This is a genomic window from Candidatus Palauibacter soopunensis, from assembly GCF_947581735.1.
Classification (GTDB): domain Bacteria; phylum Gemmatimonadota; class Gemmatimonadetes; order Palauibacterales; family Palauibacteraceae; genus Palauibacter; species Palauibacter soopunensis.
In genome coordinates this window covers 1-22,466 of record NZ_CANPVT010000001.1, presented here as the reverse complement: position 1 = coordinate 22,466, position 22,466 = coordinate 1, and the positions used below count along the sequence as shown (strand labels likewise).

Sequence of the window (22,466 nt, the reverse complement as noted above, 5' to 3'; positions counted from 1 at the left end):
TTGCGGCCGAACAAATGTCCGGTCCGGGGAAGCCGGCCGGCAAGGGGACCATAACCATGGCAGATCGAAACGGGCGGCGGGCGGAGCCGGTCGCGATCATCGGAATGGCGTGCCGTTTTCCTGGCGCGTCGAGCATTCCGGCGTTCTGGCGATTGCTCGAGGAGGGCGGGAACTCCGTCCAGGAGGGGGTCCCCGGTTCCGGCGTGGGGCGTTGGGGTCAGATCTTCGGGGACAACGCGGTCCTGAGCGACGGCTGCCGTTTCGGCGCCTTCGTGGACGATATCGACCAGTTCGACGACGCGTTCTTCAGGATCTCACCCGTCGAAGCGGAACTGCTGGATCCGCAGCAGCGCATGATGCTGGAGACGAGTTGGGAGGCGCTCGAGGACGCGGGGATCGATCCCGACGGGCTGAGGGAGACCCTCACCGGCGTCTACACCGGGATCAGCAACGACGAGTATCGAATGCTCGTCGTGGACTCGAGCAAGCCTGCCGAGGCGGCCAGCTGCCTCTACGCGCTCAGCGGCACGAACCTGAACGGCACCAGCGGCCGGGTCTCCTTCGTGCTCGGGCTCCGGGGGCCGGCGAAAGCGGTGGACGCCGCGTGCGCGTCCTCCATGGTCTCGGTCCACGACGCGGTGGCGGACTTGCAGCAGGGCAGGGCGGATCTGGCCATCGCCGGCGGCGTGCAGGCGATCCTCAACGGCCGCATCTACGAACTCCGCGCGGACGCGATGATGCTGTCGCCCGATGGGCAGTGCAAAACCTTCGACGCGTCGGCCAACGGATACGTGCGGGGCGAGGGGTGCGGGGTCGTCGTCCTCAAGCGGCTGAGCGAGGCGGCGGCGGACGGCGACCGGATCTGGGCCGTGATCCGCGGATCGGCCGTGAACCACGGCGGAGCGAGCACGGGGCTCACGGTGCCGCACACGCCGGCGCTGGAGGAGGTGATGGAGACGGCGCTGGCGGATGCGGGCGTCTCTCCCCTCGAGGTCGACTACCTGGAGGCCCACGGGACGGGAACCACGGTGGGCGACCCGATCGAGGCCAACGCGGTGGTGGCGGTCTACGGGAAGGGCCGGGATGCGGACAACCCCCTTCTCATGGGCTCCGTGAAGACGAACATCGGGCACCTGGAATCGGCCGCGGGCGTGGCGGGCGTGATCAAGGCGGCGCTCGTCCTCAACCGTGGCGTGATTCCGAAGCACCTCCATTTCCACGATCCCAACCCGAGCCTCGACTGGGACCGCCTTCCGCTGCGGGTGACCTCGTCGATGATGGAGTGGCCGAGCCGTCCGGAAGGGCCGCGACGCGCGGGGGTGAACTCGTTCGGGATCTCGGGGACGAACGCCCACCTCGTGATGGAGGAATACCGCGTCCCGGACGAGGCCGCGGACGAAGCCCGGGCCGATGGGGGCTGGGTCGCGGGCGCCGGGGTGCCGGTGGCGGTTTCCATGTCGGAGGCGGTGGCGGACGTGCCCGTGCCGGAGGGCATCGGCCCGCGCGCGGCGCGCCTGCTTCCACTGTCGGGCAAATCCGGGGACGCGCTCCGCGACCTCGCCGGACGGTACGTGTCGTGGCTGGACGAGCACGCCGAGGAATCTTCGTCCGGGGACGGCGCCTCGGGCCGGCTCCTCTCGGACATGGCGTGGACGGCCGGTGTGGGACGGAGCCACTTCGACCACCGCGCGGGCGTCGTCTTCCGCGACGCTGCGTCGCTGCGGGAGCGGCTTGTCGCGCTGGCCTCGCTGGATCGGGGTGCTCCGGCGGGAGCGCCGGCCCGGGTGGCCTTCGCCTACACGGGGCAGGGGAGCCAGTGGGCCGGCATGGGAGCGGCGCTCTACGAAAGCGAGCCGGTGGCGCGGGCCGTCCTGGACCGCTGTGAGGCGGTCTTCGTCGAAGAGAGAGGCGCTTCGCTGCTCGACGTGATGTTCGGCCGGCCGGGCGGGACCGGGGATCTCGGGGACACGGCGTGGGAGCAGCCCGCGCTCTACGCGCTGGAGTGCGCGCTGACGGCGCTGTGGGCAAGTCTCGGCGTCCGCCCCGACGTGGTGATCGGGCACAGCATCGGCGAACTCGCGGCGTCGCAGGCTGCGGGCGTGTTCTCCCTCGAGGACGGGATGCGTTTCGCCGCGGCGCGCGGGGCGCTGATGTCGCGCATGGCGGAGGGCGGCATGGCCGCGGTGTTCGCGTCGCCCGAGCAGGTAGCGTCGACGGTCGAGGCCGTGAACGCGGAGGCGTCCGGCGTCGGGCTGAGTATCTCGGGCTACAACGGCGGTCATCAGGTGGTCTCCGGCCCGGTTGCCGACATCGAAGCCATCTCGAAGCGATTCGAGGCGGAGGGCGTCCGGGTCCGGCGTCTGAACACGAAGCGGGCGTTCCACAGCGCCCTCGTCGATCCCATCCTGGACGAACTCGCGGCGTCGCTCGACGGGGCAGCGATCGAGGCGCCGTCCCTCACCGTCGTCAGCAACCTCACGGGCCGGGCGGTGGAGGCCGGGCAGACGCTGGACGGGGCCTACTGGCGGCGGCACGCGCGCGAGCCGGTGGCCTTCGCCCAGGGTGTCGGGACGTTGGCGGACCTCGGCGTCGACCTTGTGCTGGAGATCGGTCCTCGATCGCTGCTGGCCCCGATGGCGGCCTCCGCCTGGCCGGAGTCGCCGCAGACGCCGGCTCCGGCGGTCCTGTCGAGCGTCAACGCGCCGCCCGCCGATGCGCCCGGGGCCGAGGGCGCGGACAGTTTCGTGGAGGCGGTCGCCGCGGCGTACGAGGCAGGTTTCCCGATTCGCTTCGCCGGACTCTTCGCCGGGGAGACGCGGAGACGGATCTCGCTCCCCAGCTACCCGTTCCAGCGCGTCCGCCACTGGCTCGCGCCGCCGAAACGCCGTCGTGGAAGCGCGGGCCACCCGCTGCTGGGCGCCCGCCACGAGTCCGCCCGCGGCGAGATCACCTTCGAGACGGATGTGTTCCCCTCGGATCCGGCCTGGATGGACGACCATCGGGTGTTCGGCCGCGTCGTGGCGCCCGGCGCGCTGTACGGGGCCATGACGATCGCCGCCTCCCTCCTCGAGGAGGGCGGGTCGGTGGTCGTGGAGGAGATGCAGCTGCACAACCCGCTCGTCTTCGATGAGGACGAGGACGAAACGGATGCGGCGGGGCGGACGCTGCAGGTCGTGCTCGACGCCCGCGACCCGTCGGCGCCGCGCGGCGTCCAGATCTTCAGCCGGGGGAGCGAAGGCGTCTGGACGGTCCACGTGGAGGGCCATCTCGCGGCCGGCGTTCCCGACCCCGAAGACAGCGCCCGCATCGACCTGGAGAGCCTGAGGGCCGATCTCTCGCCCGTGGACCCGGCGGAGTACTACCGGCACCGCGCGAGCACGGGGGTCGATCTCGGTCCGTCCTTCCGCACGCTGGAGCGAGCCTGGTCCGGCCCGGGGGAGGCGGTGGCCGAGGTGTCGCTGCCGAGAGCCATGGCGGGACACGGGCTGGACGTGCATCCGCTCGTGCTGGACGGCTGCTTCCAGGCCGTCGGCGTGGCCCGCAACGTGGCGGGGTCGGAAGGCGGCGCCACGTATCTCCCGTTCGGCTGGGAACGGCTGTGGCTGGCCGGGCGGCTGCCCGACCGGGTGGTGTGCCATGTGCGCCTGAGCGAAGCGTCGCGCGCCGCGGAGTCCGAAGGGGGCGAGCCCGCGGAGGTGCTGAGCGGCGAGTTGCGCATCTACGACCCGGACGGCGCGCCGCTCGGCCGGCTGAGCGGCTACACGGTGAAGCGGGCCACGCGGCAGGCCATGCTCGCGGCGGTCGAGGGGATCAAGGACCTGCTGTACGAGGTCGCATGGCGCGAGCGCGAACTCCCGCTGGGCATCGCTCCCGCGGATTTCTTCCCGAGCCCCGCCGCCATCGCGGAGAACGCACAGTTGTTCGCCGGCTACCTGACCGACGCCGGGGTCGATCCGGACGACCGGAACGCCATGCTGGCGGACCTCGAGCGCTGGTCGCATGCCCGCGCGCTGGCGACCCTCGAGGAGCTGGGCTGGCGGAGGAAGGCCGGGGAGGCGGTGGACCCCGAGGGACTCCGGCAGGAGCTGGACGTGCTCCCGGAACACGGGCGCCTCTTCCGCCGCATGTTCGAGATGCTCGCCTGGTCCGGGGTAGCGGAGGAAACGGCCGACGGCTTCCACATCCTCGTGGGGCCGGACGATCCGTTGCCGGAACAGCTGCCGCGGGATCTCGACGAGTTCGCGACCGGGATGGCCGGCCGCTATGCGCACGGTCTCACGGAGGTCGGCCTCTTCCGGCGCTCCGGCGAGGCGCTCGCCGACGCGCTCCGGGGCGAGGCGGATCCCCTCACGCTCCTGTTCAGCAGCGGGGAGCCGACAGCCGCGGATCTGTACCTCAAGGCGCCCGTCGCGCGCGCGGCGAACGAACTGCTGGCGGAGGCGGTGCGGGCCCTGGTGGCCGCGCTCCCCGACGGCCGGCGGCTGCGGGTGATCGAGGTCGGAGCGGGGACGGGGTCGGCGACCGCGTCGGTCCTGCCCGAGCTTCCGGCGGGGCGGTTCGAGTACGTGTACACCGACATCTCCGCCGGTTTCTTCGCGGAGGCCGAGGCGCGCTTCGGCGACGGCGGCGGGTGCATCGAATACCGTCCGCTGGATATCGAGAAGGACCCCATCGCCCAGGGCTTCGACGCCCACGGCTACGACCTCATGATCGCCTCGAACGTGCTGCACGCGACGCGATACCTGGAGGAGACGCTCGGACACTGCCGCGACCTCATGGCGCCGTCCGGGCAGCTGGTCGCGCTCGAGAACCTCACCGGCCTGGGCTGGATGGACCTCACGTTCGGGCAGCTCGACGGCTGGTGGCGCTTCGCCGACGACTACCGTCCGCACCACGCGCTGGCCGGCCCCGGCGTGTGGCGGCAGGCCCTCGGCGACGCGGGCTTCGAGGCGGTGAAAGTCCTCGGCGTCGACGAGTCCGATCCCGACATGCAGCTCGACAAGGGCGTGATCGTGGCGCAGGGCCCGGCGAAGGTGGCGGAGCCCGCGGGCGCGTGGGTGCTTGCGGCGGACGCTGGCGGCGTGGCGGAGCGGCTGGCCGCCGAGATGAGGGCGCGGAACCAGACCGTCGTCGTGGCGGACGGAAAGAGTGCCGGCGACCGCGAGGCGTGGCGGTCGCTGATCGAGAGTCTGCCCGAGGATGTCCCGTTCCACGGCGCCGTGCATCTCGCGGCGCTGGATGGCCACGGGGAGCGCGCCTCGACCGATGAAATGGCGGCGGACATCGAGGGCGCGGTGGCGAGCGCGCTCGCGCTCGTGCAGGGCGTGGGCGATTCGGACCTCACCCCCGAGAAGGGCGTGTGGTTCATCACGCGCGGGGCGCAGATCCTCGAGCGGGAGCGGGGCGGGGAACTCGCCGGGGCCGCCGTGTGGGGGTTCGGCAAGGGCGTGGCCCGGGAAGCGGCGCACCTGCAGGCACGGATGCTCGATCTGGATCCCGGCTCGATGGCGCCGGAACCGGATCTCGTGAACGAATTCCTCTACCCCGATCCCGAGAACCACATCGCGTACCGCCGCGGAAGCCGTCGGGTGGCGCGTCTCGTGCGGATGGACTCGGGCCCCGAGCGCCTCGAGTTCCCGGAGGAGACGGAATGGGTGCTGGCACCGGACACAGGGGGCGTGTTCGACCGGCCGCACGTACAGCCCCTGACCGCGCGGCCGCTGGAACCGCTTGAAGTCCGCGTGGCGGTCGAGGCCTCCGGCCTCAACTTCTGGGACGTGTTCCGGTCGCTCGGCTTCATCGAGGAGGGGCTGCTGGGGCGGGAAATGTGCGGCCACATCCTCGAGGTGGGTTCCGACGTGTCCTCCGTGGCGGTCGGCGATCACGTCGTGGGGTTGGGGTTCGGCGCCTTCGCGCCCCAGATGATCACGCACGAGGAACTCGTCGCTCCCGCGCCGGAAGGCTTCTCCGTCAGCGGCCTGGCGACGGTGCCGAGCGCGTTCGTGTCGGCGGCGCTGCCCTTCGAACTGTCCGGGCTGGAAGCGGGCGAACGGGTGCTCGTGCACGCGGGCGCGGGCGGTGTCGGACTGGCCGCGATCCAGCTCGTGCAGGCGGCCGGCGCGGAGGTCTTCGCCACGGCCAGCGCCCCGAAACAGGCGTATCTGCGTTCGCTCGGCGTCGAGCATGTGTTCGACAGCCGCACGACGGACTTCGGGGAGGAGATCCTCGAGGCGACGGGCGGCGAGGGCGTGGACGTGGTCCTGAACAGCCTCACGAGCGAGGGCTTCATCGACGCGAGCCTCGCCTGTCTCCGGCAGGGGGGCCGCTTCGTCGAGATGGCCCGGCGCGACATCCTCACCGAAGAGGAGATGGCGGCCGTGCGTCCGGACGTGGGCTACTGGATCCTCGAACTGGACGTGGTCAAGAAGACGGACCCCGCATGGGCGGGGCGGATCCTGCGGGACTTGATGGCCCGCGTCTCGGCCGGAGAACTCGAGCCGATCATCCACAGCCGGTGGCCGCTGGCCGAAGCGGGCGCCGCACTGTCGTTCATGCGCTCGGCCCGCCACCTGGGGAAGATCGTCGTGACGACGCCTCCGCTCGTGCGGGGCGCGTTGCGCGCGGATCGGAGCTACCTGGTGACGGGCGGCCTGGGCGGGATCGGGATCGCCGTGGCCGACTGGCTCGCCGAACGGGGCGCCGGAGCGGTCGTGCTGAACGGACGACGGGACCCGGACCCCGAAGCCGAGGAACGATCCGCGCGCTCCGGCAACGCGGCGCGACGATCCAGGTCGAATTGGCCGACATGACCGACCAGGGGGCCATCGACGGGATGCTCGAGCGCATCGAGCGCGATCTGCCGCCGCTCGGAGGCGTGATCCACAGCGTGGGCGTGCTGTCGGACGGCGCGCTCCCCAATCAGAGCTGGGAGCGGTTCGAGAGGGTGCTGTGGCCCAAGATCCTCGGCGCTTGGCACCTGCACCGCGCCACGGTGGACCGCGACCTCGACTTCTTCACGCTCTTCTCGAGCCGGGTCGGCGTCATGGGCAACCCGGGCCAGACGAACCACGCCTCGGCCAACGCCTTCCTGGACCAGCTCGCCGGCCACCGCCGCGCACTGGGACTCCCGGGACAGGCCATCGCGTGGGGCGCCTGGTCGGACATCGGCGAGGCAGCGGAACAGCGCGACCGGATCGACCGGCAGCGGTCGGCGCTCGGAGGCCGCTGGTTCACGCCGCAGCAGGGCATGCGGGCGTTCGACCGGCTCGTGCGGCAGGACGCCACCACGTCCGTCGTCATGTCGATGGACTGGGACGTGTTCGAGGAGGCGGTCGAAGATCCCCCGCCCATGCTCGAGGATCTCCTTTCCGCCGTGTCCGATGCCAGGGCGGGCGACGACGCTTGCTCCGAGGACGTCCTCACCCGGCTTCGGGGGTCGCTGGCGGCGGAGCGCGAGGACCTCCTGGTGTCCTTCGTGCAGGGAGAAGTGCAGGCCGTCCTGCGCCTGTCGTCGGCTCCGGCCCCCACGGTGGGGTTCTTCGATCTCGGGATGGACTCGCTGATGGCCGTGGAGTTGCGCAACCGGCTGAACCGGGCGTTCGCCGGGACGTACACGGCCCCGAATACGCTCGTGTTCGACTATCCGAACATCGCCGAACTCGCCGCGCATCTGGCCGAGGAACTCGGGGAAGGAGGCGACGCGCCGGCCCCGGCCGCGGCGCCCGTGCCGGAGCCCGCGGCCGAGGTTCGGGCCCAGCCTTCCGAGGGCGACCCGGCCCGGGACGAGGACGACGGCGTCGCGATCGTCGGCATGGCGTGCCGTTTCCCCGGCGCGCCGGACCTCGCCGCCTTCTGGCGCCAGCTCGAAGCCGGGACGGATGCGGTCACGGACGGGCGCCGGGACGCGGGCCCCTGGAACGGCGTGGCCGGAGATCCCGCCTCGGAGGATCACGACGCGCGCCGCGGCGCCTTCCTCGAGGACATCGACAAGTTCGACGCGCGCTTCTTCGGGATCACCCCGATCGAGGCGCGCATGATGGACCCCCGCCAGCGCCTCCTGCTCGAAACGACGTGGCACGCGCTGGAGGATGCGGGCCTGGATTCGGCGCAGTTGAAGGGCACGAATACGGGGGTCTACGCCGGAGTCACCACGGGAGACTACCGGGATCTCGCCGCGGCCATGGGCCACGGGCACGGGTACCTGGGGACGACGATGAGCGTGACCGCGGGCCGGATCTCCTTCGCGCTCGGTCTCACCGGTCCCGCGGTCCCGCTCGACATGGCGTGCGCTTCCTCGCTCGTGGCCGTCCACCAGGCCGCCGCCGCGGTCCGGCAGGGAGAAGTGGAACTGGCCCTCGTCGGAGGCGTCAACGCGATCCTGTGGCCCGAGACGGCCACGTTCATGAAGGAGGTCGGGCTGCTCTCGGCGAGCGGATTCTGCCACACCTTCGATGCGGCGGCGGACGGGTTCGTGCGCGGCGAGGGCTGCGGGATGGTCGTTCTCAAGCGGCACGCCGATGCGAAGGCGGACGGCGACCGGATCTGGGGCGTGATCCGCGGATCCGCGGTCAACCAGAACGGAACGAGCGCGGGGCTCACGGTCCCCAACGGGCCGGCCCAGGAACGCGTGATCGAGAGGGCGCTCGCCCAGGCGGGCGTCCCGCCGGCGTCGGTGGACTACCTAGAGGCGAACGGGGTGGGGTCCGATCTCGGCGACCCGATCGAGGTGCAGGCGGCCGCCGCCGTCTACGGCCGGGGACGCGACGAGGAGCGGCCTCTCCTCATCGGTTCGGTGAAGACGAACATCGGCCACCTCGAGTGCGCGGCCGGGATCGCGAGCCTCATCAAGGCCGTCCTGGCCATGAACGAGGGCCGGATACCGAAGCAGCTCCACTTCCACAACCCGAACCCCCATCTGGCCTGGGAGGACCTCCCGGTGCGGGTCACCGACGAGGCCGTGGCGTGGCCGGCAAACGGCGACCGGCCGCCCCGGGCGGGCGTGAGTTCGTTCGGGATTTCGGGGACGAACGCGCACGTCGTCGTCGAGGGGAACGGTGGGCCGGACCGCGCTGCCAGCCTGAACGGCGCCCGCATGCCCGCGGGTCCGGCGGTCGCCGTTCCGGTCGCCGTGCCCGAGTCGGCGGGTTCGCCGCCGCTCGCCGCCGCCGCTCCCCGGGAGGCCCGCGTCCTGCCTCTCTCCGCGAAGTCGCCCCGCGCGTTGAAGGAGCTGGCGGGGCTGTACATCGAGTGGCTGGAGGGGCACGGCGGGGAGACGCCGGAGGAGGATGGCGCCGGAGACTCGGTGCTCGCGGACATGGCATGGACGGCGGGTGTCGGCCGGACTCACCTCGCCCACCGGGCCGGCCTCGTGTTCCGCGACGCGACGTCGCTTCGCGAGGGGCTGAACGTCCTCGCGGAGCAGGCGGTCGACGACGAATGGCGCCGCGATGCCGGACCGGTCACCGCTCCGAAGGTGGCCTTCGTCTTCGCCGGAGAAGAGAACGCACGGGACGGCTCGGGCGCCGATCTGTACGATCGGGAGCCGGTCGTCCGCGCCATCCTCGATCGCTGCGACGCAGTGCTGAAGGAAGAACGGGACGGGGCGTCGCTCCTCGACGCGATGTTCGGTCGGGCCGGGGCGCCGGGGACGCCGCGGGACCCCGAGTGGGCGCAGCCGGCCGCGTACGCCCTGGCCTGCGCGCTCGCGGCGCTCTGGGCGAGCGTGGGCATCCGACCCGGCGCGGTGGCGGGCCACGGCGTCGGCGAACTGGCGGCGGCCTGGGCGGCCGGCGTCTTCAGCCTGGACGACGGGTTGCGGCTCGCCGCGGCGAGAGGGGCCGCCATGGCCCGGCCGAAACAGCGTCTGGCAGCCGCCGTGCCCGATGGCGAGGCGGGGGATTCCGCACACGATCCCCTCGACGACCTGGAGGCCGCGGCGAAGGAGATGGAGTTTTCCGCGCCTTCCGTGGCGATCGTCAGCCAGGTGACGGGTCGCAGGATGGACCCCGCCGGAGCACCGGATGGAGCCTACTGGCGCGAGCAGGCGCGTACACAGGAGGATCCGGGCCGCGCCTCCGAGGCGCTGGCGGATCTCGGCGTGGACCTCGTGGTGGAAATCGGGGCGGCTTCGTCCGCGGGTCCGACGGCGCTCTCCGACTGGCCGGACGCGGACGACGGCGTCGAAACGCCCTTCGCGGAGTCCGTGGCGAGCGCGTACGAGGCCGGCCTTCCCGTCTCCTTCGCGGGGCTGTTCGCGGGCGAAACGAGACGCCGGATCGCGCTCCCCGGCTACCCGTTCCAGCGCAGGCGCCACTGGATCGAGACCGGGGCTTGAACGCCACCGCGGCCGACGGCGGGTCCGGCGTCCGCTACGAGCCCGGCGAGAAGCCCCCGACGTCCCTGACGATCGGCGTCGGGCTCCAGCTCGCGGTCCTCAATATCGCGGCGATCGTGTTGATCCCGCTGGTCGTGATGCGGGCCGCGGGCGTCGGCGAGGCGTACCTGTCGTGGGCCGTGCTCGCTTCCGTCACCGTCTGCGGGCTGGCGACGATGCTGCAGGCGGTCCGGATGGGGCGCTTCGGCACCGGACACGTCCTCCTGATGGGCACCTCCGGCGCCTTCATCCCGGCCAGCATCATGGCGCTCACGGAGGGCGGTCCGGCGCTGCTCGCCACCCTCGTCGTGGTCGCCGCATTCATCCCCCTCCTGCTCTCCTGGCGGCTGTCGCTCTTCCAGCGGATCCTGACCCCATCCGTCTCCGGCACGGTGATCATGCTGATTCCGGTGACGGTGCTGCCCTTCGTGTCGGGGCTACTTGCCGCCGGGCCCGATGGCGGCGCGCTGCCGGGCGCTCCGCTCAGCTTCTTCGTCACGCTGATCCTGATCGGATGCCTCGCGCTGCGCGGGACGGGGGCGCTCCGCCTGTGGGCCCCGGTCATCGGCGTGATCGTCGGTACCGCGATCGCCGCCTTCTACGGCCTGTACGACGTGGAACGCATAGCGGCCGCGACGTGGATCGCTCTTCCGAGCGCGCGCCCGCCGGGCTTCGACCTCGAATTCGGGCCGGCCTTCTGGACGCTCCTGCCCTCCTTCCTGCTCGTGGCCGTGATCGCGGCCATCCGGACGATGAGCAGCGCCGTCGCGGTCCAGCGGGTGTCGTGGCGGCGCGCGAGTCGTGCGACCGATTTCCGGGCCGTGCAGGGCGCGGTGGCCGTGGACGGGGTGGGCAACCTTCTGGCCGGGTGCGCCGGCACGGTGCCGGGCAGCGCGACCACGACCAGCGTGCCCCTCACGCAGCTCACCGGGGTCGCGGCGCGCGGTGTGGGACTGGCGGCCGGCGCCGCCTTCATCGCCTTCGCCTTCCTTCCCAAGGTCTTTGCGGTCGTGCTCGCCATCCCGGATCCCGTCTTCGCGGCGTACCTGGCCGTGCTCCTCGCGATGCTGTTCGCGATCGGCCTCAAGATCGTCCTGCAGGGCGGCCTCGATGTTCGCAACGGCATCGTCGTCGGCCTCGCATTCCTCACCGGCGTCAGTCTGCAGTACGGGCTCATCCTCCCCGACCAGGTGTCCGCATTCGCCGGCGGCCTGCTGGCCAACGGGATGAACGCGGGAGGCTTCACCGCCATCGCGCTGACCTCTTTCCTGCGCCTGACCGGACCCCGCCGGGCACGCATCGAAACGGAGCCGGGTCCATCGGCGCTGCCCCGGATCCGGGACTTTCTCGGGAGTTTTGCGGCGAAGGCCGGCCTGGACGCGGAGGCCGCGGACCGCCTGGACGCCGCCGCCGAGGAGGCGCTCCTCTCGCTGGCCCGGCCGGAGGCGGCCGGAGACGACCCCTCCCGGCGGCGACTCGTCATGGCCGCCCAGCGCGACAAGGGTGAGGTGGCGCTCGAATTCGTCGTCGCCCCGCGGGACGAGAACCTCCAGGATCGTCTCGCGCTGCTCAGCGGAGAGGTGGAGGAGACCTCCGCGGAGAGCGAAGTGTCGCTGCGCCTCCTCCGGCACCTCGCTTCGTCGGTGCGCCATCGGCAGTACCACGACACCGACATCATCACCGTTCGGGTCGCGGTCTCCGCCGCGCGGAGCGGGGGCAAGTAGCGACGGTCCCGCGAGGCGGGCCGTCGGGGCCTACAGGCCGTGGCCCTCGAGGAAGTCGCGCATCAGTTCGACGCACTCCCCGGGATGCTCCACCTGCAGGAAATGCGTGGCTTCCGGTATGAAGTCGTAGTCGACCGTGTTGATGTGGCTGAGGTTGAACGACGGCATGTACGAGAACGTCATCGTGGGATCCGACCCGATGACCTTGGTCGGACAGGGAAGGGTCCCCAGGTCCACGAGGAAGGCGTAGGTGCGCGCGTAGGCGAAGATCTGCGCCTCGTATTCGCGGGGACACCGAAGTTCGACGCTCTCCCCGTCCGCGGATTCGCGGAGCACCGTGCGCGCCATCAGGTCCGCGGCCCCCGGCACCGCGCGCGACAGCACGAGATGATGGAGGAGTTCCGAGAACTCCGACGCTTTGCCGAACCGGTCCGTGCGGCGGCGTGCCAGTTCCGCCGACCGGTCGGCGGACTTGTCGAACTCGGCCTCGCCCAGCCTCGGCTTGAAGAGGGGGGGGTCGAAGAGGATCCAGGCGGCGAGTTCACCGGTTCGACCGGTGCCGAGCGAATCCGAGAGGAGCGCCGTCAGCGCCGAAAGAGAGTGGAAGGCGCCGATCGTCGGCGCCGGTCCGTAACGGGCCGCGATGGCCTCGACGACCTGTTCCTGGTCCCGGATCATGTTGGGGACATTGTGCTCGTCGCGCGGACCGATGGCGTTCCAGCCGTGGTTTCTCAGGTCGTAGACGAACACATCGAAGTCGTCCAGGAACCGCGACCAGAACGGATAGTACAGGTCGACCGCGAGACCGTTGCCGTGGCCCACGAGCAGACGGCGGCCGCCGGTGTTCCCATGTCGCCGCACTCTCGTGACGCTGCCGTCGTCGTGCCGGACATCGTCCACGGAATGCGGTTCCGGTATCTCCCAAAGGGCGCCGGAAGTCATGTCAGGCCGCCCCCCCGAACCGGTCGGCCCGGGGGGGCGCAGTCAAAGCCGGCGAGGTGCGTTCAGCCGGCCTGGGAGTCGATGTACGCGGCCAGCTTGCGCAGCGTGTCAAAGCACTCCGGGGGGATCGAGACGCCGAACTCCGACTCGACGACTTTCTTGAAGGCGACGGCATCGAGCGAGGAAACGCCTGAATCCGCGAGCCCACCATCCCACTGGGGTTCACGGCCCAGATCCAGATGCTCGTTGACGAGTTCTCTGAGGCGAGCTTCAGCGGCCATTGGAGCAGCCTTTCGCAAAGGGTATGGATTGGGTACGCCTGCGATGATTCGCGGGGCGATACTCTACCGCCCACGATACTCTAGCGCCGATGCCGACAGCGTCAAGCGCCGGCTCGTTTCCGATACTTCAGCCAACGATCAGGTCGAAGGCGCCGAGCGGAGCGACGAGCCGGTCCGCCAGCGCGTCGGCGAGCGCGGCCGGCGTGAAGTCGCGCTCCGCGCGGGCCTCGAACGCGATGCCCGGGACCTCCAGCACGCGGACTCGTCGCCCGGACACATGAAAGATCTGGTCGCGGGCCGGGCAGTCGGCCTCCGCGAGCCACGCCGCGAGAGCGGCGACGTGCTCGGGCCCGAACGGGTCGTATCCCGCCTCGTCGGGCCCCGCCAGCTGATCGGCGCCCGTCATGCCGGCGACCATGCGCGTTCGCGCCGAGGGCGAGATCACGTTCGAGCGGACGCCGTAGGGGGCTCCCTCGATGGAGAGCACCTTCGAGAGGCCGACGATGCCCATCTTCGCGGCCCCGTAGTTCGCCTGTCCGAAGTTCCCGCACAGCCCGGAGGAGGAGGTCGTGTGGATGACGGAGGCGGCGCGGAGCCGACCGGCCTTCGCCTCCGCGCGCCACCAGGCGAGCGCGTGACGGGTGGGGGCGGCGTGGCCCTTGAGGTGGACGGCCACGACGGCATCCCACTCGTCCTCCGACATGTTGAACAGCGCCCGGTCGCGGAGGATGCCGGCGTTGTTCACGAGCACGTCGAGTCCGCCGAAGGATTCGACCGCGAGGGCGATGAGGTCGTGGGCGGCGGTCCAGTCGGAGACGTCGTGACGGCTGGCCACGGCCCGGCCGCCGCCGGCCCGGATCTCGGCGCAGACGGATTCGGCTGGCCCGCCATCGGCGCCGTCGCCGTGCACGCCCGTGCCGAGGTCGTTGACGACGACGCTCGCCCCGCCGGCCGCCAGGGCGAGCGCGTGGGCCCGGCCGATGCCGCGGCCGGCGCCCGTCACAATCGCCACGCGCCCGGCGAGACGGCTCATGTCCGGACGCCCTCGCGCGCGGCCCGCCGCGTCAGCCGTCGATCCGCCGGCAGGCGGCCCCGAGGCGGCGGATGCCCTCCGCCATCTCATCTTCCGTGATGAGAAGCGACGGCCCGATCCGGATCACATGCCCGTTCAGGCCGCCACGCCCGATGAGCAGACGCTCCTCGCGGGCCGCCTCGAGCAGCGCCCCGGCCCGCCCGCCGTCCGGCGCTCTCCCGGAGCGGTCCTCGACCATCTCGATGCCCTGCATCAGCCCCATGCCCCGCACCTCCCCGATCCAGTCGTGCGTGCTCTTCAGCTCTTCGAGCCCCGCGCGAAGCTGCGCACCCCGCTCGGCGGCGCGGGCCCGCACGTTCTCGCTCGTCATCACGCCCAGCGTGGCGCCCATCGCGGCCATGGAGACCGAGTTGCCCCCGTACGTGGAGATCGACGGCCCCTGCCAGGCCTCGGCGATCTCCGGCCGCGTGACGGTCGCCCCCACGGGGAATCCGTTCGCGATCCCCTTCGCCATCACCATGATGTCCGGCTCGACGCCCCAGTGTTCGATCCCGAACCAGCGGTCCCCGGTCCGGCCGAACCCCGCCTGCACCTCGTCGATGATGAAGAGGCCGCCGTAGCTCCGGATCACCTCCGCCGCTCTCCGGAAATAGTCCGGGGGAGGCACGATGACGCCGGCCACGCCCTGGATCGTCTCGGCGAAGAAGGCGGCCGGCTTCCCGCCCGTGGTCGTCTCGATGACTTCCACGAGGTCGTCGATGAAGAAGTCCGTCGCCTCGGGGCCGGCACCGACCGGAGATCGGTAGAGGTACGGCGACCGGGCGTGCACGACCCCGTCGACGCCCCCGCCGGGCAGACGCCAGGCGCCCTGCGCCGTCATGTGGCTCGTGAGCGTGCTCCTGCCCGAATAGGAGAGCCGCAGCGCGACGATCTCGTGCCGCCCCGTGTACAGGCGCGCCGTCGCGACGGCGGATTCCACCGCCTCCGTGCCGCTGTTCGTGAAACAGCTTGTGCGGAGGGCGCCCGGCGTGATTTCCGCCAGGGAGCGCGCAGCCTCGATCTGGCCTTCCGTCACGTAGAGGGCCGAGGTGTGTCCGAGCCGCTCCATCTGTGCGCGCGCCGCCTCCACGACCGCCGGGTTACAGTGGCCGACCGAAGTCGTGAGGATGCCCGCGAACAGATCCAGGTACTCGTCGCCGTCCACGTCGGTGAGCCAGACGCCCTCGCCCCGGGAGAGCGCGAGCGGCTCGCCGTAGTAGGGACGAACCCAGGGATAGAGGTAGTCGCTCTGCGCCGCGGTCAGCGCCCGCGTCCGGGACTCCGTCTCCGGTGCGGCGGCGGCGGAGTGGGTCGAGGATGTCTGCGGGGCGGTCTGTACGTTGCTCACGAGTGTCTCCTGGTTCCTGGCGTCAGTCCCAGCGGTAGAAGCCGCGTCCGCTCTTCCGGCCGAGGCGGCCCGCCGCCACCATCCGCTCGAGCAGGGCCGGAGGCTCGAAGACGGGCGATCCCAGCGCCTCGTGCAGGTAGCGGGCGATGTCGAGCCGGACGTCGAGTCCGACGAGGTCTCCAAGTTTCAGCGGTCCCATGGGATGCCGGTAGCCAAGCATCATCGCGGTGTCGATGTCCTCCGCGCTCGCCACGCCCTCCTCCACCATGCGGATCGCCTCCAGCCCGAGCGCAAGCCCGAGTCGCGAGGAGGCGAACCCGGGCGAGTCGGCGATGACGATCGGCGTCTTCCCCAGGCGCTCGGCGACCTCCCGCGCCGTCGCCACGGTTTCGTCGGAGGTCTCCGCCCCACGCACGATCTCGACGAGCGCCATGATGTGGACGGGGTTGAAGAAGTGCATCCCGATCACGCGGTCGGGCGACGGGAGCCCCTCCGCGAGCGCGGTGATGGAAAGGGAAGAGGTGTTCGTGGCGAGCAGGGCGCCGTCGGCGGCCGCCTCCGCACACCGCGCGAGAACCTTTTGCTTGAGATCGAGCTTCTCCGGAACGGCTTCGATTGCGATCCCGACACCGGCGGCGGCTTCGCTCAGGTACCGGCTGTACGACAATCCGTCGAGCGCACGGTCGCGCGCTTCGGGCGTAACCTTCCCGCGCTGGATCCCCTTGCGGAGGTTGGCTTCGATGCGCTCGCGCGCCGTCTCCAGCACGTCGGGCATGACGTCGAACAGCCGGGTGTCGTAGCCGGCCATCGCCGCGACCTGGGCGATCCCGTGTCCCATCGTGCCGGCCCCGAGCACGGCCAGCGCCGGACGAGCCGTCATTCGATCCAGTCCTCCGGGTTCATTTCCGGTTCGGGGCGGAGCGAGTACCGGCGCACGACCTCGATGGCCTCGAAGCCGAGGTCATCGGCGAGCGCGTTCGCGATCAGGTTGTCCGCTCCGGTAAAGAGGCGCACCTCGTGGATGTCCCAGTCCGTCGCCCACTCGAAGGCCGCGCGCAGCAGGCGCCGCAGGTTCCCCTTGCGTCGCTCCTCCCGCCTCACGAACGGGGTCTGGATGCGCACGTAGCGCGGCGGGTCGAACAGGGGCTCGTTCTCCTCCACGAAACAGACGAGCATGCCGTCGAGGCCGCCGTCTTCCGCCTCCAGCACGAAGACGACGCTCGTGGCCTCTTCGATATGGCGGCGGAACATCCCCGCGCGCGTTTCGAGCGCGTCCGTGCGAAGCCGGCGGTAGGCGGGATTGAGGGCATGAATCCGCATGTACCGGGTCCACATCGCGACGAGTTCATCGATGTCGCCGACGTGGGCCTGTCGAATGGTGACGGTCTCAGACACGCTCACCCGCCTCCGTCGTCCCCGGGTTCTCCGCCTCTCCGCCGCCCTCGCCGCCGCTCCCGAACCGGGGCGTCCGCTTCTCGACGAACGCCCGGACGCCTTCGAGCGCGTCCGCGGACTCGAAGCACGCCTTCTGCGCCGCTGTCTCGTAGTCCATCATCTCGCCGAAACTGGACGAGAGGGAGCGCCGCACCGCTTCCTTCGCGAGCCGGAGGGGCAGGGCCGGCTTCCGCGCCAGCGTGCGCGCCCACTCGCGGGCGAGCGGCATGAGCTCCTCCGGGGGGACCACGCGGTTCACGAGCCCCATTCGTTCGCACTCGGCGGCCGGAACCATCTCCGCGAAGAAGAAAAGCTCCGCGGCGCGCGCCGGACCCACGAGACGGGGCACGGCGTAGGTCCCGCCCCAGTCCGGGTGGAGGCCGATGCGGTTGAAGGTCTGGCCGATCGACGCCGTCTCGGAGGCGATCCGGAGGTCGCAGGCGAGGGCGAGGTTCGCGCCGCCCCCCGCCGCGGGCCCGTTCACCGCGGCGATCACGGGCTTGGGCATCCCCCGGATGGCCCCCGCGACCCGGCGTCCCGCCTCGACCAGGGCGACGGCCTCGTCGACCGCCCGCGTTTCGATGAGATGGGTGAGGTACTTGACGTCGGCGCCGGCGCAGAACGCCCGCCCGGTTCCGGTGATGATGACCGCGCGCACCCCGTCGTCCGCGCCGAGCGCCTCGATCCCGCCGGCGATCTCGCTCCGCATCTCACCGATGAATGCGTTGAGCTTGTCCGGCCGGTTCAGCGTGAGCGTCCCCACGCCGTCCTCGATCTCGATCAGGACGTGTGCCTCGCTCATGTCGACCCCGCCGAATCCGCCGGCGTCATGCCGTGTCCGCGTCGCGGTGCACGAGGAGCGCGATCCCCTGGCCGACCCCGATACACATGGTGACGAGCCCGTGGGCTGCGCCCCGCCGCCGCATCTCGTGCACGAGCGTCGTGAGGATCTTGGCGCCGGTACAGCCAAGCGGATGGCCGAGCGCGATCGCGCCCCCGTTCACGTTCACGCGGTCCGGATCGAGGCCGAGTTCGGCGATGCAGGGCAGGGCCTGCGCGGCGAACGCCTCGTTGAGTTCAATCAGGTCGAGGTCATCAACCATAAGTCCCGAGCGTTGAAGGGCTTTGCGGGTGGCGGGCACGGGGCCGATCCCCATCCGCTGCGGCTCCACGCCGGAGACCGCCGAGGCCCCCACGCGGGCCATCGGCCGAAGGCCGAGTTCGTCCGCTGCGGCCCGGCTTGTAATGAGGACGGCGGCCGCCCCGTCGTTGATGCCGGAAGCGTTGCCCGCCGTCACCGTGCCGTCGGCCCGGAAGGCGGCGCGCAGGCGGGCGAGCTGTTCGGGGGTCGTGCCGGGGCGGGGGTGCTCGTCGCCCTCCACCCGCAGGGGGTCGCCCTTCCGCTGCGGGACTTCGATCGGGACGATCTCGTCGGCGAACCGGCCCGCCTCGATCGCGGCGGCGGCGCGGCGCTGGCTCTCCACCGCGAAGGCGTCCTGCTCCCCGCGTCGGACGCCGTGGTCCTCCGCCACGACCTCCGCGGTCTCGGCGAGCGGGATCGTCCACGGCTCCGGCATGGCGGGGTTCGCGAAGCGCCAGCCGACGGTGGTGTCCGCGAGCTTCGGCGGCACGCGCGAGAAAGCCCGGTCCGTCTTCAGCATGACCCACGGCGCGCGGGACATGCTCTCGACCCCGCCCGCGATGAACACGTCGCCCTCGCCGGCCCGGATCGCATGCGCCGCGGCGACGACCGCCTGCAGCCCGGACCCGCAGAGCCGGTTCACGGTCTGGCCCGCGACCTCGACGGGGAGTCCGGCCAGGAGGCCGGCCATGCGGGCCACGTTGCGGTTGTCCTCGCCGGCCTGGTTCGTGCACCCGGCGATCACGTCCTCGATGCGGCCGGCCGGGACCCCGGTCCGCTCCACAAGGGCGCGGATCGCGTGCGCCAGGAGGTCGTCGGCCCGAATCGACGAGAGCGCGCCGCCCGCGCGTCCCACCGGCGTGCGGACGGCGTCGATGATGACCGGCGTGCGGTCGGCGCCGCTCATCGCTCCGCTCCCTGCTCCTGCCGTCTCTGCCCGATCCGCCGCGCCCTAGCGGCCCGCGAACTCGGGTGCCCGCCGCTCGACGTAGGCCGCGAGACCCTCGCGCGCATCGTCCCCCTGGAAGAGCAGCTGCTGCAGCTCGCGCTCGATCGCGAGGCCCTCGGAGAAGGGCACCTCGACCCCGCTGCACACCGACCGCTTGATGCGGCCCACCGCGCGCGACGCCTTGTGGGGCGGCGTGAACTGCCGCGCGTACTCCATCACCTGCGCGTGGAATTCCTCGTCATCCCCCTCGAACACCTTGTTCACGAGCCCCAGTTCCAGCGCCTCCTCGAACCCGAAGGTGCGGCCCTCCGCCATCAATTCGATGGCCTTGGGCTTCCCGAGCAGCCGGCCGAGCCGCTGCGTCCCGCCCGTCCCCGGGAGAACGCCGAGGTTGACCTCGGGCAGCCCGATCTTCCCCGCGTCCCGGCGGGCGATCCGGATGTCGCAGGCGAGCGCGATCTCGAGTCCGCCGCCCACGGTGTGCCCGTTGAGGGCGCCGATCACGAGCTTGGGCGTGTGCTCGAGGCGGGTCAGCGTCTCGTTCGCGTGCAAGCAGAAGAAGTACTTGAAGTAGGGGTCCGAGGTCTGGAGCATCTTGATGTTCGCCCCGGCGGAGAAGAACCTGTCTCCCTCGCCCCGGATGACGATGACGTGGACGTTCTCGTCGAAGCGCGCGCGCAGGATCGCGTCGTCCAGGTCGCGCATCATCTCGTACGTGTATGTGTTCGCGGGCGGGTCGTCGATCGTGAAGACCGCGACGCCGTCGTCGGCCGCATAACGAATCAGCGTGTCAGCCATGGATTCCTTCCTCTTGAGAACCACTCGAAAGATGAGGTGCGAGAGGCCGCCGCGCCGGGCCTTCCCCCGGCTTGCGGCGGACGGTCAAACTATCCCGGCTCCCGCGTGACGTACAGTGAGTTCTCCACGAGTTCCGCTCCGTCACGCGGACGCGATTCGGAGCGCAACGTGGAGTCGGCCCGGGGTGTCGTGACCAGAGTGAAGACCTTGCTCGCATGCTGAGACGCTCCGGACTCGGCGTCCTGTTCGGGACGGTGATGGTGGACATGATGGGTTTCGGCATCGTCCTCCCGCTGCTCCCGTTCTACGCCGAGGAACTGGGCGCCTCGCCGCGCTGGGTCACCCTCATCATCGCTTCGTTCTCCATCACGCAACTCCTGTCGGCACCGATCTGGGGACGGTTCTCCGACCGGGTGGGACGCCGGCGCCTCCTCCTCATCGGGCTTCTGGCGTCGGCGCTCTCGTACCTCCTGTTCGCGCTCGCGGACAACCTGTGGCTCCTCCTCATCTCTCGCGCGACGGCGGGTGCCGCCGGCGGGACGCTCGGGATCGCGCAGGCATACGTCGCGGACTCCACGGAGGGCGAGGAACGGGCCCGGGGACTCGGCTTCATCGGGGCCGCGTCCGGCCTCGGGATCATGCTCGGACCGGCGATCGGCGGGTTCTTCAGCCGCTTCGGGCTGGGAGCACCGGGTTACGTCGCCGGGGGGCTGTGCCTGCTGAACCTGATGGCGGCGATGGTCCTGCTGCCGGAGTCGCGGCACTTCCGCTCCGGCCGGGCCGACGCGTCGAAGGGGGAGGCCGCGACCGTCGGGATGTGGCTGGGCTCTCTGACGCGGTTTCCGCTGTGGCTGCTCCTCGTCGTGTATTTTCTGACGCTCGCCTGCTTCACTTCGATGACGTCGGTGCTCGCCCTCTACACCGAGCGCGTGTTCGCGATGACGGCTGCGGACATGGGTCTCGTGTTCACGCTCGCGGGAGGCGTCACCGTGATCGTGCGCGGCGGGCTCGTCGGGCGGATCGTGAAGCGGTTCGGCGAACCGAACACCGTGCGCGCGGGGTGCGCGCTGCTCGCCCTGGGCGTGGGCGCCATCCCGTTCCTGGCCGACCGCTGGCAACTCTGGTTCCTCGTGCCGAGTTGGGCGGCGGCGACGGGACTCATCTTCCCGTCGCTCCACGCCCTGATCTCGCGGAACACGGATGAGCACTCACAGGGGTCCGTGCTCGGCGGAAGCCAGGTGGCCGGGGGCCTGGGCCGTGTGTTGGCGCCGCTGGCGGCGGGCCACCTGTTCGAACTGTACTCGATCGAGAGCCCGTTCCTCGTCGGGGCCGCGGCGTCGGCCATCGCCCTGTGGCTGGCGCTCCGGATCCCGGCGCCGCGCGATCCCACGGCGGAAGAAGCACTCGATCCCACGGACCGCTGGACGGGCCCGGTCGCCGCGCACGAACCGCGTGACCAGCCGGACACGAAGTCGCCGTGAGCGGGCCTGCTCCGCGCGCGGCCGGCGAGGTCGGCGAGACGCATCGCTTCTCCGAGCAGGCTCAGTTCGTCTCCCTCCGCGTGAGTGAAGTGTCGGCGCTGCTTGTGCGCCCGCCGGAGCCGCGCGCCATGCTCGCCTTCGCGCACGGGGCCGGGGCGGGGATCGAGCACCCGTTCATGTCGGACATGGCGCAGCGGCTGGCGGGGCAGGGGATCGCATCGTTTCGCTACCACTTCCCCTACATGGAGGCGCGGGCGCTCTCCGGCCGCCGCCGGCCTCCCGACCGGCCGCCGATCCTCGTGGAGACCGTCCGAGCCGCCGTCGCGAAGGCCGCCGCCCTGGCGGACGGGCTTCCGCTGCTGGCGGGCGGCAAGTCGATGGGGGGTCGCATGACCTCGACCGCCGCTTCCGACGCGCCGCTGCCGGGGGTGCGCGGCCTCGTCTTCTTCGGATTCCTGCTCCACGCGCCCGGCCGTCCCGAGCGCGCCGCCGAGCGCGCGGCCCACCTCGGCGGCGTGACGGTGCCGATGCTCTTCCTGCAGGGGACGCGGGACGCGCTCGCCCGCCGGGACCTGATCGAAGAGACGTGCGCCTCGCTCGGCCCACTCGCCACGCTCCACGAGCTGGAGGGCGCCGACCACTCCTTCCGCGTCCTCAAGCGCAGCGACCTCACGAACGAGGAGGTGGCGGACGAAATCGCGGCCTCCGCGGCCGCCTGGTCGACTGGCCTCGAGCCCTCTCCCTGACGTTCCCGCGGGGCTGTATTCCATAGAACGCTCGCGTCTTCCAGTCGAGTCCCATGTCGTCCATAAATTACCTAACTCTATTGATTTGTCGCGGCATTTCGGTGTCGCCGTCATCCCGGACGAGCTAGCTCCGTCCCCTTGCATCTCCCGCCATGTGGTGTGTATTATGGTGGGTATG

Annotated in this window: 13 protein-coding genes and 1 pseudogene; 5 read left to right on the top strand and 9 right to left on the bottom strand. The window is 71.2% G+C overall.

Annotated features, from left to right (window positions below):
- Positions 1-56 precede the first annotated feature (56 nt).
- From RN901_RS00070 to RN901_RS00060, 3 genes are read left to right on the top strand one after another with little or no spacing between them, the layout of a single operon-like run.
- On the top strand, positions 57-6,809 hold the full coding sequence (locus tag RN901_RS00070; RefSeq protein ID WP_310754596.1) for a polyketide synthase: 6,753 nt from the start codon (positions 57-59) through the stop codon (positions 6,807-6,809).
- On the top strand, positions 6,755-10,333 hold the full coding sequence (locus RN901_RS00065; protein ID WP_310754675.1) for a beta-ketoacyl synthase N-terminal-like domain-containing protein: 3,579 nt from the start codon (positions 6,755-6,757) through the stop codon (positions 10,331-10,333). Before RN901_RS00070 ends, RN901_RS00065 begins: the two co-directional genes overlap by 55 nt.
- Complete coding sequence (locus RN901_RS00060; RefSeq protein WP_310754594.1) at positions 10,330-12,096, top strand: solute carrier family 23 protein; 1,767 nt, start codon at positions 10,330-10,332, stop codon at positions 12,094-12,096. The genes RN901_RS00065 and RN901_RS00060 overlap by 4 nt, the downstream gene beginning before the upstream one ends.
- Before the next feature lie 30 nt (positions 12,097-12,126).
- Here RN901_RS00060 and RN901_RS00055 read toward each other — a convergent pair whose 3' ends face one another.
- From RN901_RS00055 to RN901_RS00015, 9 genes are all read right to left on the bottom strand, one after another.
- Entirely contained in the window at positions 12,127-13,038 is a 912-nt protein-coding gene (locus RN901_RS00055) for an alpha/beta hydrolase (protein ID WP_310754593.1), read from the bottom strand.
- Positions 13,039-13,100: 62 nt separating this feature from the next.
- On the bottom strand, positions 13,101-13,319 hold the full coding sequence (locus RN901_RS00050) for an acyl carrier protein (RefSeq protein WP_310754591.1): 219 nt from the start codon (positions 13,317-13,319) through the stop codon (positions 13,101-13,103).
- A 127-nt stretch (positions 13,320-13,446) separates the two neighbouring features.
- The gene (locus tag RN901_RS00045) at positions 13,447-14,352 is read right to left on the bottom strand and encodes an SDR family NAD(P)-dependent oxidoreductase (RefSeq protein ID WP_310754590.1); all 906 of its coding nucleotides are present in this window, start codon (positions 14,350-14,352) and stop codon (positions 13,447-13,449) included.
- Between the two features lie 31 nt (positions 14,353-14,383).
- A complete protein-coding gene (locus RN901_RS00040; RefSeq protein ID WP_310754588.1) occupies positions 14,384-15,739 on the bottom strand; it encodes an aspartate aminotransferase family protein in 1,356 nt (451 codons plus the stop codon).
- A 22-nt stretch (positions 15,740-15,761) separates the two neighbouring features.
- Positions 15,762-16,619, bottom strand: a complete 858-nt coding sequence (locus RN901_RS00035) for a 3-hydroxyacyl-CoA dehydrogenase family protein (RefSeq protein ID WP_310754586.1) — start codon at positions 16,617-16,619, stop codon at positions 15,762-15,764.
- Positions 16,616-17,134, bottom strand: a complete 519-nt coding sequence (locus tag RN901_RS00030; protein ID WP_310754584.1) for a GNAT family N-acetyltransferase — start codon at positions 17,132-17,134, stop codon at positions 16,616-16,618. The genes RN901_RS00035 and RN901_RS00030 overlap by 4 nt, the downstream gene beginning before the upstream one ends.
- Positions 17,127-17,975, bottom strand: coding sequence for an enoyl-CoA hydratase (locus RN901_RS00025; RefSeq protein ID WP_310754582.1), 849 nt, complete (start codon positions 17,973-17,975; stop codon positions 17,127-17,129). The genes RN901_RS00030 and RN901_RS00025 overlap by 8 nt, the downstream gene beginning before the upstream one ends.
- Before the next feature lie 25 nt (positions 17,976-18,000).
- Positions 18,001-19,221: a thiolase family protein gene (locus RN901_RS00020; protein WP_310754580.1), complete on the bottom strand. Its 1,221-nt coding sequence runs from the start codon at positions 19,219-19,221 to the stop codon at positions 18,001-18,003.
- A 45-nt stretch (positions 19,222-19,266) separates the two neighbouring features.
- Positions 19,267-20,061 (bottom strand): enoyl-CoA hydratase-related protein, encoded by a 795-nt coding sequence (locus tag RN901_RS00015; protein ID WP_310754579.1) that lies wholly within the window; start codon positions 20,059-20,061, stop codon positions 19,267-19,269.
- A gap of 209 nt (positions 20,062-20,270) precedes the next feature.
- On the opposite strand from RN901_RS00015, the pseudogene RN901_RS00010 reads away from it, so the two are divergent.
- A pseudogene (locus RN901_RS00010) lies at positions 20,271-21,542 on the top strand (MFS transporter); the annotation flags it as partial.
- Entirely contained in the window at positions 21,539-22,288 is a 750-nt protein-coding gene (locus tag RN901_RS00005) for an alpha/beta family hydrolase (protein WP_310754575.1), read from the top strand. The pseudogene RN901_RS00010 and the gene RN901_RS00005, both read left to right, overlap by 4 nt.
- The last annotated feature ends 178 nt before the right edge of the window (positions 22,289-22,466 follow it).